The sequence below is a fragment of the Massilia timonae CCUG 45783 genome (assembly GCF_000315425.1).
GTDB classification, from domain to species: domain Bacteria; phylum Pseudomonadota; class Gammaproteobacteria; order Burkholderiales; family Burkholderiaceae_D; genus Telluria; species Telluria timonae.
Map to the genome: position 1 here is coordinate 94,041 of NZ_JH992922.1, position 16,815 is coordinate 110,855.

General features: G+C 65.2%; 13 protein-coding genes. 7 read left to right on the forward strand and 6 right to left on the reverse strand.

The genetic code is table 11. The features are described from left to right. Positions 1 to 17 precede the first annotated feature (17 nt). Together kdsA and pyrG are read right to left on the reverse strand one after the other, a co-directional pair. Complete coding sequence (gene kdsA, locus HMPREF9710_RS00415; RefSeq protein WP_005662822.1) at positions 18 to 872, reverse strand: 3-deoxy-8-phosphooctulonate synthase; 855 nt, start codon at positions 870 to 872, stop codon at positions 18 to 20. Beyond that, complete coding sequence (pyrG, locus tag HMPREF9710_RS00420) at positions 869 to 2,557, reverse strand: CTP synthase (protein ID WP_005662823.1); 1,689 nt, start codon at positions 2,555 to 2,557, stop codon at positions 869 to 871. Before pyrG ends, kdsA begins: the two co-directional genes overlap by 4 nt. A gap of 287 nt (positions 2,558 to 2,844) precedes the next feature. Between pyrG and HMPREF9710_RS00425 the strand changes: the two genes are divergently transcribed. After that, positions 2,845 to 4,578 (forward strand): methyl-accepting chemotaxis protein, encoded by a 1,734-nt coding sequence (locus HMPREF9710_RS00425; protein WP_005662825.1) that lies wholly within the window; start codon positions 2,845 to 2,847, stop codon positions 4,576 to 4,578. Between the two features lie 54 nt (positions 4,579 to 4,632). On the opposite strand, the gene HMPREF9710_RS00430 is transcribed toward HMPREF9710_RS00425, so the two are convergent. Then, positions 4,633 to 5,184, reverse strand: coding sequence for a hypothetical protein (locus HMPREF9710_RS00430; protein WP_005662826.1), 552 nt, complete (start codon positions 5,182 to 5,184; stop codon positions 4,633 to 4,635). 214 nt (positions 5,185 to 5,398) lie between these two features. On the opposite strand from HMPREF9710_RS00430, the gene HMPREF9710_RS00435 reads away from it, so the two are divergent. Together HMPREF9710_RS00435 and HMPREF9710_RS00440 are read left to right on the forward strand one after the other, a co-directional pair. Then, positions 5,399 to 6,787: an MFS transporter gene (locus HMPREF9710_RS00435; protein ID WP_005662828.1), complete on the forward strand. Its 1,389-nt coding sequence runs from the start codon at positions 5,399 to 5,401 to the stop codon at positions 6,785 to 6,787. Continuing rightward, positions 6,784 to 9,153, forward strand: a complete 2,370-nt coding sequence (locus tag HMPREF9710_RS00440) for a GH36-type glycosyl hydrolase domain-containing protein (protein ID WP_229409696.1) — start codon at positions 6,784 to 6,786, stop codon at positions 9,151 to 9,153. The genes HMPREF9710_RS00435 and HMPREF9710_RS00440 overlap by 4 nt, the downstream gene beginning before the upstream one ends. A 1-nt stretch (position 9,154) precedes the next feature. Here HMPREF9710_RS00440 and HMPREF9710_RS00445 read toward each other — a convergent pair whose 3' ends face one another. Further along, entirely contained in the window at positions 9,155 to 10,948 is a 1,794-nt protein-coding gene (locus tag HMPREF9710_RS00445; RefSeq protein WP_005662830.1) for a glycoside hydrolase family 16 protein, read from the reverse strand. A 242-nt stretch (positions 10,949 to 11,190) separates the two neighbouring features. Beyond that, on the reverse strand, positions 11,191 to 11,709 hold the full coding sequence (locus tag HMPREF9710_RS00450) for a gluconokinase (protein ID WP_005662831.1): 519 nt from the start codon (positions 11,707 to 11,709) through the stop codon (positions 11,191 to 11,193). 301 nt (positions 11,710 to 12,010) lie between these two features. Between HMPREF9710_RS00450 and HMPREF9710_RS00455 the strand changes: the two genes are divergently transcribed. The 4 genes from HMPREF9710_RS00455 to cynS are packed head-to-tail and all read left to right on the forward strand — an operon-like array spanning position 12,011 to position 15,680. After that, entirely contained in the window at positions 12,011 to 13,411 is a 1,401-nt protein-coding gene (locus tag HMPREF9710_RS00455; RefSeq protein ID WP_005662833.1) for a CmpA/NrtA family ABC transporter substrate-binding protein, read from the forward strand. Between the two features lie 18 nt (positions 13,412 to 13,429). Continuing rightward, positions 13,430 to 14,305: a nitrate ABC transporter permease gene (gene ntrB / locus HMPREF9710_RS00460; protein ID WP_005662834.1), complete on the forward strand. Its 876-nt coding sequence runs from the start codon at positions 13,430 to 13,432 to the stop codon at positions 14,303 to 14,305. Continuing rightward, a complete protein-coding gene (locus HMPREF9710_RS00465) occupies positions 14,295 to 15,191 on the forward strand; it encodes an ABC transporter ATP-binding protein (RefSeq protein ID WP_005662836.1) in 897 nt (298 codons plus the stop codon). The genes ntrB and HMPREF9710_RS00465 overlap by 11 nt, the downstream gene beginning before the upstream one ends. Before the next feature lie 39 nt (positions 15,192 to 15,230). Then, positions 15,231 to 15,680: a cyanase gene (gene cynS, locus HMPREF9710_RS00470; protein WP_005662838.1), complete on the forward strand. Its 450-nt coding sequence runs from the start codon at positions 15,231 to 15,233 to the stop codon at positions 15,678 to 15,680. A gap of 11 nt (positions 15,681 to 15,691) precedes the next feature. On the opposite strand, the gene gntR is transcribed toward cynS, so the two are convergent. Next, positions 15,692 to 16,720 carry an HTH-type transcriptional regulator GntR gene (gntR, locus tag HMPREF9710_RS00475; RefSeq protein ID WP_005662839.1) on the reverse strand — a complete coding sequence of 343 codons (1,029 nt, stop codon included), beginning with the start codon at positions 16,718 to 16,720 and terminating at the stop codon, positions 15,692 to 15,694. Positions 16,721 to 16,815 lie beyond the last annotated feature (95 nt).

Here is a 16,815-nt window from a genome sequence, read left to right on the forward strand (position 1 = left end):
GCGCGCCGAAGTTGCGATTACTTGAACTTGGTTTCCATGAAACCGGTCTTCTTGACGATGCGGTCGATCTCGACGAGCGTGGTCAGGAGTTCCTTCATATGCCCCAGCGGCACGGCGTTCGGGCCATCCGACATCGCATTGGCCGGATCGGGGTGCGTCTCCATGAACAGGCCGGCGATGCCCGCCGCCACGGCGGCGCGCGACAGGACCGGGACGTGCTCGCGCTGGCCGCCGGACGAAGTGCCCTGGCCGCCCGGCAGCTGCACCGAGTGGGTCGCGTCGAACACCACCGGGCAGTTCGACTCGCGCATGATGGCCAGACCGCGCATGTCCGACACCAGGTTGTTGTAGCCGAACGAGGCGCCGCGTTCGCAGGCCATGAAGTTATCTTCCGGCAGGCCGGCTTCGCGCGCGGCGGCGCGCGCCTTGTCGATCACGTTCTTCATGTCGCCCGGGGCCAGGAACTGGCCCTTCTTGATGTTGACCGGCTTGCCCGAACGCGCGCAGGCGTTGATGAAGTCGGTCTGGCGGCACAGGAAGGCCGGGGTCTGCAGCACGTCGACGACGCTCGCCACTTCGGGGATCATCTCTTCGTCGTGCACGTCGGTCAGGACCGGCACGCCGATTTCGCGGCGCACATCGGCCAGGATCTCCAGGCCCTTTTCGCGGCCAGGGCCCCGGAACGATTTGCCCGACGAGCGATTGGCCTTGTCGAACGACGATTTATAGATGAACGGGATGCCCAGCGCCGAGGTGATCTCTTTCAGCGTGCCGGCGGTGTCCATCGCCATCTGGCGCGATTCGATCACGCAGGTGCCGGCGATCAGGAAGATCGGGTGCTCGAGGCCGACGTCGAATCCAGCGAGTTTCATGCTGCATCTCCTTGCAGTGCGGGCGCCGCATTGGCCGCGCCTGCTGCGGTATTGGTGTTGGAAGCCTGGTGCGCCAGCGCCGCCCGGATGAACGAGGTGAACAGCGGATGGCCATTGCGCGGCGTCGACTTGAACTCGGGGTGGAACTGCACGCCCATGTACCACGGGTGGACGTCACGCGGGAGTTCCATGATCTCGCACAGGTCTTCGTTCGGGGTACGCGCCGACACGGTCAGGCCGGCCGCTTCGACTTTCGGCAGGTAGTAATTGTTGCCTTCGTAGCGATGGCGGTGACGCTCGGTCACGACGTTGCCGTAGATCTCGGCCGCCAGCGTGCCCGGATTGACGGCGCAGGTCTGGGCGCCCAGGCGCATGGTGCCGCCCAGGTCCGAACTCACGTCGCGCTTCTCGACCTTGCCGTCGTGGTTCTGCCACTCGGTGATCAGGGCCACGACCGGCTGGTCGGTTTCCGGATCGAACTCGGTCGAGTTCGCGTTCGGCAGGCCGGCCATATTGCGGGCGTACTCGATCAGCGCGACCTGCATGCCCAGGCAGATGCCGAGGTAAGGGATCTTGTTTTCGCGGGCGTAGCGCGCGGCCATGATCTTGCCTTCCACGCCGCGCTTGCCGAAGCCGCCCGGCACCAGGATGGCGTCGTACTTGGCCAGGTGCTCGCAGCCGCGGGTTTCGATCTCTTCCGAATCGAGGTACTCGATATTGACCCGGCTCTCGGTGTGGATGCCGGCGTGGCGCAGCGCCTCGGTCAGCGACTTATAGGATTCGATCAGGTCGACGTACTTGCCGACCATGCCGATGGTGATCTCGTGCTTCGGATTTTCCAGCGTGTGAATCAGCTTGGTCCACATCGACAGGTCGGCCTTCGGCGCTTCGAGGCCCAGGGCTTCGAGGATGATGTCGTCCAGGCCCTGGTCGCACAGCACTTGCGGCACCTTGTAGATGGTGTCCACGTCCCACACCGAGATCACGGCCTGCTCTTCGACGTTGGCGAACAGCGAGATCTTGGCGCGTTCGTCGTCCGGGATGCGGCGGTCGGCGCGGCACAGCAGCGCGTTCGGCGAGATGCCGATCTCGCGCAGCTTCTGCACGCTGTGCTGGGTCGGCTTGGTCTTGAGTTCGCCGGCCGATGCGATGTACGGCACCAGGGTCAGGTGCACGAAAGCGGCGCCCTTGCGGCCCGAGCGCAGCGACAGCTGGCGCGCGGCTTCCAGGAACGGCAGCGATTCGATGTCGCCCACGGTGCCGCCGATCTCGACCAGCGCGACGTCGACGCCTTCGGCGCCGCGGCGGATGTAATCCTGGATCTCGTTGGTGATGTGCGGGATGACCTGCACGGTCTTGCCGAGGTATTCGCCGCGACGCTCCTTGCGGATCACCGATTCATAGATCTGGCCGGTGGTGAAGTTGTTCACCTTCTTCATGCGCGTGCTGATGAAGCGCTCGTAGTGGCCGAGGTCGAGGTCGGTCTCGGCGCCATCGTCGGTGACGAACACTTCGCCGTGCTGGGTCGGGCTCATGGTGCCCGGGTCGACGTTGATGTAGGGATCGAGCTTGAGCAGGGTGACTTTGAGGCCGCGGCTCTCGAGGATCGCGGCGAGGGAGGCGGCCGCGATCCCTTTGCCCAGGGAAGACACGACGCCGCCAGTGACGAATACGAATTTGGTCATTGTGCTGATGGTGCCGAATGGCACGCGCGGGAAATAGAAATTATACCTTAATCCTGCAAATACTTCTTCATATCAAGACGGCAAGTTCCCAAAAAACAGTGTCGTGGACCGTTCACAAAACCACTATTCCGAGTGCATTTTCGTTTCAGTTGGGCAATAATTGTAACCGGTCGGACGAGACAATATTTTACCGACAACATTTGTACAGACAGTTCTGGTGTCATAAGACAAACGCCGCACGGATGCCGCCATTCCGGCGGAAAAACCCTATCTCAATTACACAAAACATGGGCAATTTCATCAAACTCAACATCGGTACGCGCCTGGCCGCCGGCTTCGCCCTGACGCTTCTGATGACCGTCATCATCGCTACCGTCGGCGTCTGGCGCCTGAACCAGGTCGCCCACGAGACAGAGGCGATTCTGGCAGAACCGCTGGCGAAGGAGCGCATGATCGCCGAGTGGTATACCCAGATCTTCGCCGCCGTGCGCCGCACCGCCGCCATCGTCAAGAGCAGCGACCCGTCGCTGACCGAGTTCTTCAAGGAAGACTCGGCCGCCACCGGCAAGCTGTCGGCCGACCTGGTCAAGCAGATCGAACCGTTGATCAGCGGCGACGACGAGACCGCCCTGTTCAAGTCGGTGATGGAACACCGCGCCGCCTACAGCAAGGCGCGCGATGGCGCGGTCAAGGCCAAGGCCGAAGGTAACGTCGAACTGGCCGAACAGATCCTGACCCAGCAATTCAACCCGACCGCCAAGGCCTACCAGGAACGCGTGAAGGAACTGGTCGACCTGCAGCACAAGCGCATCGCCGCCAGCGCCGGGCTGATCGCCAGCACCGCGGCCCGCGGCAACGTCGTGATCGGCTCGCTGGCCGCCGGCGCCCTGCTGCTGGGCGGCGTGTTCGCCTGGCTGCTCACCCGCTCGATCACCCGCCCGCTGCGCCAGGCGGTGCACGCGGCCGAACAGGTGGCGGCCGGCGACCTGACGGTCGAGATCGACACCAGGGCGACCGATGAAACCGGCGCCCTGCTGCGCGCGCTGGGCCATATGAATACGTCCCTGTCGAAGATCGTCGACGAAGTGCGCAGCGGCACCCAGACCATCAGCGGCGCCTCGAGCGAGATCGCGGCCGGCAGCTTCGACCTGTCCAGCCGCACCGAACAGCAAGCCGCGGCGCTGGAAGAAACCGCCGCCTCGATGGAAGAACTGACCGGCACCGTGCGCCAGAACGCCGACAACGCGCGCCAGGCCAACCAGCTGGCGATCGCCGCCTCGAGCGTGGCCACCCAGGCCGGCCAGGCGGTCGACCAGGTGGTCGCCACCATGGGCTCGATCAACGATTCGTCGCGCAAGATCGTCGACATCATCGCGGTCATCGACGGCATCGCCTTCCAGACCAATATCCTGGCGCTGAACGCGGCCGTCGAAGCGGCGCGCGCCGGGGAGCAGGGCCGCGGCTTCGCGGTCGTGGCCTCGGAAGTGCGCACGCTGGCGCAGCGCTCGGCCGCCGCCGCCAAGGAAATCAAGCAACTGATCGGCGACTCGGTCGAAAAGGTCGACACCGGCACCAGGCTGGTCGACCACACCGGCGCGACGATGCGCGAAGTGGTCGACTCGATCCAGCGCGTGACCGACATCATGGGCGAGATTTCGTCGGCCAGCCAGGAACAGATCACCGGCATCGACCAGGTCAACCAGGCCATGGGCCAGATGGACAATGCGACCCAGCAGAACGCGGCGCTGGTCGAGGAAGCCACCGCCGCCACCGCGGCGCTGCAGGATCAGGCGCAGCGCCTGGCGCAGGTGGTCGATGTGTTCAAGCTCGATGCGCGGTATGTGAGCCCGGCGGCGCCGGTGGTTGCGGTGAAGCGTCCGCCCGCACGGCCGGCGTTGGCCAAGCCGGTGGCGCGTGCGGCGGCCAAGCCAGCACCTGTCGCCAAGCCGGCAGCCGCCAAGGCCACCGGCAAGCCTACTGCACCAGCCAAGGTCAATGAGGCAGAATGGGAAGAGTTCTGACCGTCTCTCGCCGCTAAATGAAGCCGCCGTCCCTTTTCAGGCACGGCGGCTTTTTCATTGGCTCCGGCTTTCCAGCTGTTCCCTCACGTAGGCCAGCCACCTGTCGTCTGGATTGGGCTGGCCGCGCACGGTTTCGATGTACTCGAAGCTGCGCCAGGTGGCGGGCCTGCCGCGGAAAATCAAATACATTTCGCCGATCTCGAAGTTCGGTCGCAGCACGCAGTCGGAATCGTTGTACAGGCGTCCCCCTCCACGTTCCCAGAACTTTTCATCACTGTGGTCAAGGGATGACGGCGGCGATCGCGTCTCTCCCGCCGCGCCAACGATAATGAACCGCTGTGCGGGGAAGCCCCGGATGCGCTCTTGCACTTCGAATTCGTATTCAACGGTCAGGCGTCCTCCACCTCCGCGGATCGATGTGGGCGTCGCTCTGACGACTTTGGCGACGGAGACATCCGTGGCCATGGCGATCTGCGCTTCAGGTGTGACCATCTGCTCGCGTGGAGGCGCGTAACAGGCGAGGCTGGATGGACTTGCCAGGATGCCGAGCAGCAAAGTAGCGTACAGTTGGCTCTTCAAGAAAGTTGTTGATGGCGGTGCGAACACTTTGCCTCTCCTGCTGGCTGGACAGTTCATGCTAGCAGTCGTCTGCCTCATCAAGATGCGCACACTGTCACATCCCGGCTGAAACAGACGCAACGCGTGTGTTGACATTCCATTCACCCCGCCGCATACTTGCCGCTGATGTTAGCGTTATCATTCAAGGCACGGTGGACGTTTCCTCTCCGTCGTCGCACAAAAATATACACGGAGACAAACCATGCTCAAGCGCGCGCCTGAAGCCCTGGTTCCTGAAGAAAAAAGCATCGGTCATGCTCTCGGCTGGCGCGAAAAGCTCAGCTATGGCGTAGCCGATATGGGCTTCAATTTCTATTGGGCCAATATCGCGACCTTCCTGCTGATTTTCTACACCGACACCTTCGGCATCTCGGCGGCCCAGGCTGCCACCCTGCTCGCCTCGATCAAGCTGATCAACGCCTTCACCGACCCGCTGATCGGCGCCGCCGCCGACCGCACCAGCACCCGCTTCGGCAAGTTCCGCCCCTATCTGGTCTGGATGTCGATCCCGCTCGGCGCCGCCGCCGTGCTCACCTACACCACGCCCGACCTCGACGCCGACGGCAAACTCGTCTGGGCCTACGCCAGCTACCTGGCGATGATGGTGTTCTACACCTGCGTCAACATCCCCTATAACGCGCTGTCCGGCGTGATGTCGGCCGACCCGCAGGAGCGCTCGACCATCAACGGCCTGCGCTTCATCTTCGCCTTCGCCGGCTCCACCCTGGTAACGGCCGCCACGCCGGCCATGGTGGGGTGGCTGGGCGGCGGCGACGATGAACGCGGCTGGCAGCTGACCATGGTCGCCTGGAGCATCGCCGCCGCCCTGATGTTCCTGATCACCTTCGCCAACACGCGCGAGCGGATCGCCCCGCCGCCCGGCCAGAAGAGCGACGTGCTGCGCGACATTCGCGACCTGGCCGCCAACCGTCCCTGGGTGGTGCTGTTCGTGCTGGCCCTGGTGATCATGGTGACCATCACCCTGCGCACCACCACCTCGGCCTATTACTTCAAGTATGTGGTCGAACGCCCCGAGCTGATGGCGAGCTTCGTGCCGACCTATATGATCTTCGCCGCCATCGGCGCCGCCTGCACGCCGCTCATGACCCGCTTCGTCGACAAGAAACTGCTCATGATCGTGCTGATGAGCGCGACCGCCGTTTTCTCGGCCGCCTTCTTCCTGATTCCCAGCGACCGCATCGACCTGATGTTCGCGCTGCAGGCGGCCACCGGCTTCGTGCTCGGCCCCAAGTCGCCGCTGGCGTTCTCGATGTATGCCGACACCGCCGACTACAACGAATGGACCACCGGCCGCCGCGCCACCGCCATGACCTTCGCCGCCGCCACTTTCTCGCAAAAGCTCGGCACCGCGGTCGCGGTGAGCGTGATCGGCGCCGTGTTCACCGCGCTGGGCTACGTGCCCAATGCCGCGCAGACGACCGGCTCGCAGGCCGGCATCGTGTGGCTGATGTCCTTCGTGCCGGCCTCGTTCGCCCTGATGGCGGTGCTGGTCATGTGCTTCTATCACCTCGACGGCAAGCTGCTGGCGCGCATCCAGCTCGAGCTGGCGGCGCGCAAGGCGGCGCCATGAAAACATTGGAGACTCCATCCATGCTGCACCCGCAAGACGACCGCTACGTGCTCACCAGCCCCACCGCGATGCCGCAGGCCGGCGGCTTCCTGTGGAACCGCAGGATGATGATCCAGTCGACCTGCCGCGGCTATGCCACCGCCCAGTTCATGCAGCCGGAGCCGAGCAAGTATTCGCATGCGCCGAACATGCAGGCCAAGTCCTTCATGCAGCCGGAGCAGCACTACTACGCCCACCATCCGGGCCGCTTCTTCTACGTGAAGGACGAAGACACGGGCGAGCTGTTCTCGGCGCCCTACGAACCGGTGCGCGGTGGCGTCGACCGCTTCGAATTCTCGGTCGGCCGCCACGACCTGCGCTGGACCGTCGAGAAGTTCGGCATCCGCATCGAACTCGTGCTCGGCCTGCCGGTGGACGACGTCGCCGAGCTGTGGTCGATGGAAGTGACGAACCTGTCGGACCGCCCGCGCCGCATCAGCGTCTATCCCTATTTCACGATCGGCTACATGTCGTGGATGTACCAGTCGGCCGAGTACCGCCACGACCTGGGAGGCATCGTCGCCTCCAGCGTCACGCCCTACCAGAAGCTGGAAGATTATTTCAAGAACCGCCTGTTCAAGGACCGCACGGTGCTGCTGTGCGAACAGGCGCCGGACGCCTGGGAAGTCGGGCAGATCGCCTTCGAGGGCGAAGGCGGCCTGCATGCGCCGTCCGCGCTGGCCGGCGAACGCCTGGGCTGCGGCGACGCGCGCTACGAGACGCCGGCCGCCGTGGTCCAGTACCGGCTGGCGCTGGCGCCAAACGAAGCGGCCACGCGGCGCTTCCTGTTCGGCCCCGCCTTCGACGATGCCGAGATCGCGTCCCTGCGCGACACATACCTGAGCGAACAGGGTTTCGCCGCCGCCGCGCGCGACTACGCGGCCTATATCCTGGAGGGCGAAGGCGTGCTGCGGATCGCGACCCCGGACCGCGAGCTCGACAACTTCGTCAACACCTGGCTCGCGCGCCAGGTCTATTACCACGGCGACGTCAACCGCCTCTCCACCGACCCGCAGACCCGCAACTACCTGCAGGACAATATGGGCATGGCCTTCGTCAAGCCGGCGGCGGCGCGCGCCGCCTTCCTGCATGCGCTGAGCCAGCAGGAAGCCAATGGCGCGATGCCGGACGGGATCCTGCTGTTCGAAGGCGCCGAACTGAAATACATCAACCAGATCCCGCACACCGACCACTGCGTGTGGCTGCCGGTATGCCTGCGCGCCTACCTCGACGAGACCGGCGACGACGCCATCCTCGATGCGCCGGTCGCCACCCACGACGGCGACGTGAAAACCGCGTTCGAACGCATCTCGCTGGCGATGGACTGGCTGTTGCAGCGGCGCGATGCGCGCGGCCTGTCCTATATCGAGCAAGGCGACTGGTGCGACCCGATGAATATGGTCGGCTACAAGGGCCGCGGCGTCTCGGGCTGGCTGACGGTGGCGGCGGCTTATGCGCTGAACCTGTGGGCCGACGTGTGCGCGGCGCGCGGCGACGCCGCTTCGCTGACGCGCTACCGCGCCGGCGCCGAAGCGATGAACGGCGCCGCCGAAGCCCATCTGTGGGACGGCGCCTGGTTCGCACGCGGCATCACCGACGACGACGTCAAGTTCGGCGTCGCCAGCGACACCGAAGGCCGCATCTACCTGAACCCGCAAAGCTGGGCCTTCCTGTCGGGCGCCGCCAGCGCCGATCGACGCGCGCTGATGTTGAATGCGATCGACGAGCAGTTGCGCACGCCCTACGGCGTGCAGATGTTCGCGCCGCCCTACAGCGGCATGCGCGAGGACGTCGGCCGCGTCACGCAGAAGCATCCCGGCTCGGCCGAGAACGGCGCCGTGTACAACCACGCCGCGGTGTTCTACATCTACAGCCTGTACACGATCGGCGAAGCCGACCGCGCCTTCGACGCGCTGCGCAAGATGATCCCCGGCCCCGGCCTGGACGACTACCTGCAGCGCGGCCAGCTGCCGGTGTTCATCCCCAATTACTACCGCGGCGCCTACAAGGAGTATCCGCGCACCGCCGGGCGCTCGAGCCAGCTGTTCAACACCGGCACCGTGGCCTGGGTCTACCGCTGCCTGATCGAGGGGCTGTGCGGCCTGAAGGGCGACCTGAAAGGCCTGACGGTGGCGCCGCAACTGCCGTCTGGCTGGGACGCCATGACGGTGACGCGGCGCTTCCGCGGCGCGACCTTCGAGGTCGACATCAGGCGCGGCGCGGTCGACCGGGTCGAGGTGACATGCGATGGTGTGGCCCTGCCTGCGGCCCGCATCGACAACATCGAAGCGGGCCGCACATACCGGCTCGAGGTAAGCGTGCCCTAAATTACTGCATCGTGTGCGTCTGCTGCTGCGTATCCACCGCGAACCCGCGTTGCGCGTCCCAGTAGGTGAACCAGTACCGCACCACGTCCCCGATCTTCAGCCCGCCCGCCGTGTACGTGTTGTTGGCGCCGCTGAGCTGCATCCGGACGTTCTGCTGCGGCCCATTGTTGACGGTGTAGTGCACGTCGGCCCAGCCGCCGGTGGTGGTGCGGAACTGCAGCATCGTCGACGAGGTCTGGCTGACCGAGGTCGGGCCGCTCGGCTCCGGCTGCGGCGTGGCGCCGCCGCCGCCCGATTCCCACACGATGTCGTCGATCGCGAACTGGAAGCTCGATGACGGCAGCGCGCCGTCGATGCTCGATATCATGAAGATGTCGTGGATCGACTGCGCCGCGACCAGGGGCCCGAGCAGGGTCGAGACAGGAATCGAGGCCTGCGCCCACTGCCCGTTGCGCGTCAATCCATAGGCCGTGGTATTGGCCGGGAAGTTGACCCAGTTCTGGTTCGTGTAGGTGTCGCCGATGCCGATCCTGAAGCCGACGTTGGCCGGGATCCGGATGCGGAACTTGACGGTGCCGTTGGCGCGGTAGTTGCTCAGGTTGCGCGCCTGGCGCGCCTGGATGCCGCCGCCGAACCACTGGCCCGGCGTGGTGTAGTTCCAGGCGATGACGTTGCTGCCTTCGAACGGCGCGGTGTTGCCGGCGCCGGTGGAGGCGACGTTCCACAGGAAGATGTCGGAACTCGTCCCCGCCACCAGCTTGTTGTTGACCGCCGTGGTGTCGGTGAACACGCCGAACTTGCCGGCTACTTCGGGCACGGTCTGGTCGCCCAGCTTCACCTGGCCCTTGCCGTCCATCTGATACACGCGCACGTAGTCGACGTACATGGTGGCGGGCAGCGGCGCCGTGACCTGGCCCGGGTTGGCGGCGTCGGTGAAGTTGCCGCCCACGGCCATGTTCAGCAGCAGGTAGAACGGCGCCTGCAGCGCGCTCGAATTGACCGGCAGCGGCGCGTTGTACATATTGTGCTCGACGCCGTTGTCGACCGTCGTGAAGCGCATCTGGCTCTCGTCCCAATAGAAGCGGTAGGTGACGAAGCGGTTCGCGAGCGAGTTCTGGGGCACGTACCAGTTCTTGGTCTGCCACGCGGTCGAGGCGGCGCAGCTTTCGTTGCCGGGCACGCAGGCGGCCTGCTGCCAGGTGATCACGTTCGAGCCGACGAAGTGGTTCGACGACGGCGCCCCGCCCTCGGCGCGGCCGGACGCCTTGTGGCCCATCTCCATGATGTCGATCTCGCCGTTGCGCGGCCAGGTCTGCGGACTGACGCCCAGCATCCACGCGGCCGGCCACAAGCCGGTGCCGAGGTTCGGCGTGGCCATGCGCACCTCGATCATCCCGTACTGCACCTGCACCTTGTTCTTGGTGTCGAGCCGGGCCGAGGTGAAGACATTGCTGCCGATCGTCTGGCTGCGCGCCTGGATCGCCAGCGCGCGCGTGCCCGATTCGAAAGGCACGTTGACGATGCTGGCGTTGTTGGGGCTGTAGTACTGCAGCTCGGCGTTGCCGTAGCCGCACAGGCCGATCTGGCAGCCGTTACCGTCCTGCAGGTTCCACACGCCAGTGTTCACGCTGCTGCCATTGAATTCCTCGGACCACAGCAGCTGGCCGATGACCGGATTGGTGACGCTGGCCGCGGCCTGCGCTGCACAGGCCAGCAGAGCACCTGTGACAAGCGCTGCGGGAAGCGAATGGAAAGGTTTCCATCTCGAGCGATGTTTCTGGTTCTGGTTGTTCACGTCGACTCCTCTTGTTCTCACTACAAGAAAATGCGGCCGTGCCAGGATGGCCGTGCCGCGCCTCGCCAACTTGCCGTTGGTCTCGAATGCATGCGGATTCGTGCGGAATAAGGAAATTGGAAACCTTTCCAAACAGGAAAGAAAAATATAGTCCGATTCCCGCAAGGCGTCAAACGGATGTGAACGTTTCGTGTGCGATTACCCCGCCGGCATATGCATGCGACGGGGTGGACGGCGGCGGGTCAAGACCGCGCGCTGGCGAGGATTTGCGCGACCAGCTGTTCCTGGGTGTCGCGGATGTCGAGGGTGATGCCGGCTTCGTCCGGCTGCAGGGGTTCGAGCGTATCCAGCTGGCTGTCGAGCAGCGATGGCGGCATGTAGTGGCCGGGGCGGTTGCTGACGCGCTCCAGAAGCAGGCCGCGCTCGCCGGCCAGGTGGGCGAAGCGCACGTCGCCGCCGGCGCTGCGCAGCAGGTCGCGATAGGCGCGCTTGAGCGAGGAACACGACAGCACTGCCCCGCCCTCGCGTGTGGCGAGCTTGTCGCGCAGGGTCAGGAGCCAGTCGCGGCGGTCGTCGTCGGTCAGCGCGATGCCGGCCGTCATCTTGGCGATATTGGCCTGCGAATGGAAGGCGTCGCCCTCGATGAAGGGCACGCCAAGCGCGGCGGCCAGCCTTTCGCCGATGCTGGTCTTGCCGCAGCCGCTTACGCCCATGACTACCCAGGCTGTCCCCTTGTTGCCGTCTTGCGCTTGTGTCGTCATTTCTTCATGTTAACGCTAACATCGATAAGGGCGATTGTAGCGTCTGCGCACGAAGGATGTAAAGCGGTCATGCACCACGGTTGGGCGGATGCGCGGCGCCGGTGCCTGTTAGTGAAAATCGCAGGCGTCGCCCTGCCGACGCTGGTCAGCCCAAAAAGCGCATTTCGTCTTTGAAATGAATGGCTTACCCCGACGCGATTCCAGATGGCACAGGTCTTGCTGTTGACAATGCTCAAGCATGGTCATGCCTGCCTCGCCGTTTCATTTTTTGCGTCATCACCACTACCAGGGGTCTTCGCCAATGAAAGATGAGAATCTGTACCGTCCTTATTCGCCCGAATCTTCCCTGACCGGCTGCGGCTGCGCTTGCGGCAGGCATGGTTCCCAGGACGAGCACGATCGCGAAGCGCAAGCCGCCAGGCTGCGGCGCGCCGGCGATGCCGAAGCGCTGTCCGGTGACTTCGTCGAGGCGGCAGCGGTGCGCGCCCTGTTTCCGCATGAAGCGACGCGCCGCAACCTGATCAAGGCGGTGGGCGCGCCGACGCTGATGGCGGCGATCGGTTCGCTGCTGCCGCTGGCCAGCCTGCAGGCCAATGCGATGGAAAAAACGGGCGCGCTCGAGAAGAAGGACCTCAAGATCGGCTTCATCCCGATCAACTGCGCCACGCCCCTGATCATGGCCGACCCGATGGGCATGTACAAGGCGCAGGGCCTGAACGTCACCCTCAGCAAGACCGCCGGCTGGGCGCTGGTGCGCGACCAGATGATCAACCGCGAGCTCGACGCCTCGCACTTCCTGGCGCCGATGCCGCTGGCGATGTCGATCGGCCAGGGCGGCACGCCGCAGCCGATGCGCGTCGCCACCATCCAGAACATCAACGGCCAGGCGATCACGCTCGGCCTCAAGCACAAGAACAACCGCGACCCGCGCAACTGGAAGGGTTTCAAGTTCGCGATCCCCTTCGAGTACTCGGTCCACAACTTCCTGCTGCGCTACTACCTGGCCGAGCACGGGCTTGACCCGGACCGCGACGTCCAGCTGCGCGTGACGCCGCCGCCCGAGATGGTCGCCAACCTGCGCGCCGGGAACATCGACGGCTTCCTCGGCCCCGATCCGTTCAACCAGCGCGCCGTGTTCGACCAGATCGGCTTCATCCACATTCTCACCAAGGACATCTGGAACGGCCATCCCTGCTGCGCCTTCGGCGCCTCGCAGGCCTTCATCGACCAGAACCCGAACACCTTCGCCGCGCTGTACCGCGCCATCCTGAATGCCACCGCGATGGCGCACAAGGCCGGGAACCGGGCCGAGATCGCCAAGGCGATCAGCAAGCCGGCCTACCTGAACCAGCCCGAGACCGTGGTGCTGCAGGCGCTCTCCGGCCGCTTCGCCGACGGCCTGGGCAAGGTGCGCAACGAGCCGGACCGCGCCGACTTCGACGCCCTGCCCTGGTATTCGATGGCGACCTGGATGCTGACGCAGATGAAGCGCTGGGGCTACCTGAAGGGCGACGTCAACTACAAGGCGCTGGCCGAGCAGGTGTTCCTGCTGACCGATGCGCGCAAGCAGATGGCGGCCCTCGGCATGCCGGCGCCGGCCGCCGCGGCAAGCGGCTACCGACCGTTCACGATCATGGGCAAGACCTACGACCCGGCCAAGCCGCAGGCCTACCTGGACAGCTTCGCGATCAAGCGCGCCTGAGTTGGAACGAAAGAATCCATGCACAAGCAAATGAAGTTCAAGGCGGCGCTGCTGTCGCTGGCGCTGCTGCTGGTCTTGCTCGGCGTCTGGCATATCGCCACCGCGCCGCGCGCCGCGGCGCCGGTGGCGGCGATGAGCGCCGAGGAAGCCGAGTACGCGGCCCTGATGGGACAGGCGCCGGTGGCCGCCGCGGATCCGGCGCCTGCCGCCGGCAGCGGCTTTCCCACGCCGTCGCAGTTCGCGCAGATAGCGGGCGGCCACCTGGCCGACCCGTTCTACGATCGCGGCCCGAACGACCGCGGCGTCGGCATCCAGCTGGCGCATTCTCTGGTGCGCGTCGCCCTGGGCTATCTGCTGGCGATGCTGGTGGCGATCCCGCTGGGCTTCGTGATCGGCATGTCGCCGCTGCTGTACCGCGCGATCGATCCGTTCATCCAGGTGCTCAAGCCGATCTCGCCGCTGGCCTGGATGCCGATCGCGCTCTACACGATCAAGGATTCGTCGATCTCGGGCATCTTCGTGATCTTCATCTGCTCGATCTGGCCGATGCTGATCAACACCGCCTTCGGCGTGGCCGGCGTGCGCAAGGACTGGCTCAACGTCGCGCGCACGCTCGAAGTGTCGCCGCTGCGCAAGGCCTTCCTGGTGATCCTGCCGGCGGCGGCGCCGACCATCATCACCGGCATGCGCATCTCGATGGGCATCGCCTGGCTGGTGATCGTCGCCGCCGAAATGCTGATCGGCGGGAACGGCATCGGCTACTTCCTGTGGAACGAATGGAACAACCTGTCGCTGGCGAACGTGCTCTTCGCCGTGCTCATGATCGGCGTCGTGGGCATGGCGCTGGACCTGATGTTCGCCGCCCTGCAAAAGAAGGTGACCTATGCCGAATGATCGCTTCGTCCAGGTCGACGGCCTGGCCAAGACCTACCGCGCCGGCCAGCCGCCGGTGTTCGAACAGGTGTCGTTCGCGATCGAGCGCGGAGAATTCATCTGCATCATCGGCCATTCGGGCTGCGGCAAGAGCACCATCCTGAACGTGCTGGCCGGGCTCGAAGCGGCCAGCGCCGGCACCGTGATCATGGACGGCCGCGAAGTGACCGGCCCCGGCCTGGACCGCGGCGTGGTGTTCCAGAACCACGCCCTGCTGCCGTGGCTGAGCGTGGAAGACAATATCGGCTTCGCCGTGCGTTCGCGCCATCCCGACTGGCCGCGCGACAAGGTGCGCGAGCACGGCGCGCGCTTCATCGAGATGGTGGGCCTGAGCGGCGCGGCGCGCAAGAAGCCGGCCGAGCTCTCGGGCGGCATGAAGCAGCGGGTGGGCATCGCGCGCGCCTTCGCGGTCGAACCCAAGATGCTGCTGCTGGACGAACCGTTCGGCGCGCTCGACGCCCTCACCCGCGGCACGATCCAGGACGAGCTGCTCGGCATCTGCGCGGCCACACGCCAGACCGTCTTCATGATCACCCATGACGTCGACGAGGCGATCTTGCTGGCCGACCGCATTTTCTTGATGAGCAACGGCCCCCGGGCGCGGATCGCCGAGATCGTCGTCAACACGCTGCCGGCCGACCGCAGCCGCGCCACGATCCACCGCGATCCCCAGTTCTACAAGATCCGCAACCACCTGGTCGACTTCCTGGTGCGCCGTTCGAAGATGCTGCAGCAGTCCGGCGCCGAGGGCGCCGAGCCCTCGGCGACGCGCATCGTACGTCCCGGCCTGGAAGACGATGCGCAGCCCCCTGTCCCCGACCATTACCGCGCACAGGCTTCGGCCTGAGCAACCGCCTTTACCACCACCACATCGATGGAGCCCAATATGATTTCATGCCGTGAAGACGTCACCAACATGATCTTGTCCGCCAAGGTCCGCAAGGGCATCAAATGGCGCGACGTGACCGAGGCCACCGGCCTGTCGAAGGAATGGACCACCGCCGCCTGCCTGGGCCAGATGACGCTGGACAAGCAGCAGGCCGAGGCGGTCGGCAAGATCTTCGAGCTGTCCGACGAAGCCATCGCCTGGCTGCAGATCGTGCCTTATAAGGGTTCGCTGCCCACGGCGGTGCCGACCGATCCGCTGATCTACCGCTGGTACGAGCTGGTGAACGTGTACGGCACCACGATCAAGGAACTGATCCATGAGGAGTTCGGCGACGGCATCATGAGCGCCATCGATTTTTCGATGGACATCCAGCGCGCCGAAGACCCGAAGGGTGATCGCGTCAACGTGGTCTTGTCGGGCAAATTCCTGCCCTATAAGACCTACTAGCGCTCGTCGGCTCAGGCGCTCTCGCGCTCGCGCAGGGTAAATCCCAGGTCGATGCGCTTGCGTTCGGGCTCCTGGCCCTTGATCACCTGCAGCAGCAGGCTGGCGGCCTCGAAGCCGACCTGGTAGCGCGGCGTGTCGATGGTGGTCAGCGACGGCATCATCCATGCCGATGCAGGGAGGTCGTTGAAACCGCAGACGGCGATCTCCTGCGGGATCTGGACGCCGTGGCGCTGGCAGTGATAGACGGCGCCGTGGGCCAGGTCGTCGTTGCAGCAGAAGACGGCATCGCAGTCGGGCATGTTCGCCATCATCTGCCCCATCAACTCGGCGCCGAGCGCGATCGTGGAGCGTTCCGGCACCATCAGCTCGAGCCGCGGGTCGGCCAGGCCGGCCTCGACCATCGCGGCCCGATAGCCGTCGGCGCGCCGCAGCGTACGCTCGTCGAGCTGGGCGCCGATGAAGCCGATGCGGCGGTAGCCTTTCTTGAGGAGGTGGCGCGTCATCTCCATGCCGGCCTCGAACTGCGAGAAGCCGACCGACAGGGCGCCGGGTTCGTCCGACAGGTCCATCATCGACACCGACGGCACCTGCGACGCTTCCAGCATCCTGGTCACGGCCGGGCTGTGGGCCTGGCTCGAGAACAGGATGCCGTCCGGGCTCGATTGCAGATAGGTGCGCAGCAGCTTTTCTTCCTCGGCCTGCGAGTAATAGGTATTGCCGATCAGGAGCTGGTACTGGCCCGGCGCGACGGCGTCGTGGATGCCCTCGAGGACGGCGGTGAACACGGCGTTGGAAAACGACGGCACCAGCACCACGATCACGTGCGACTGCGACGAGGCCAGCGCGCGCGCCGCGCGGTTGGGCACGTAGCCGAGTTCCGCCACCGCACGCTCCACCTTGACCCGGGTGACCTCGGAGACCATCTGCGGCTGGCTCAGCGCGCGCGAGGCGGTCATGATCGACACGCCCGCCATGCCCGCCACCTGCTCGAGCGTCGCGCGCCCCGTTCCCCTGCCCCTGCTGCGGCCCGTCTTATCCATTGTCATCCTGTCGTAGCGTTCTTCATCCCTGGTTCCATTCTATCAACAACGGACGGGCCTTTCGTGGCTGCCTTGGCCAGCGCAAAAAAGCGACC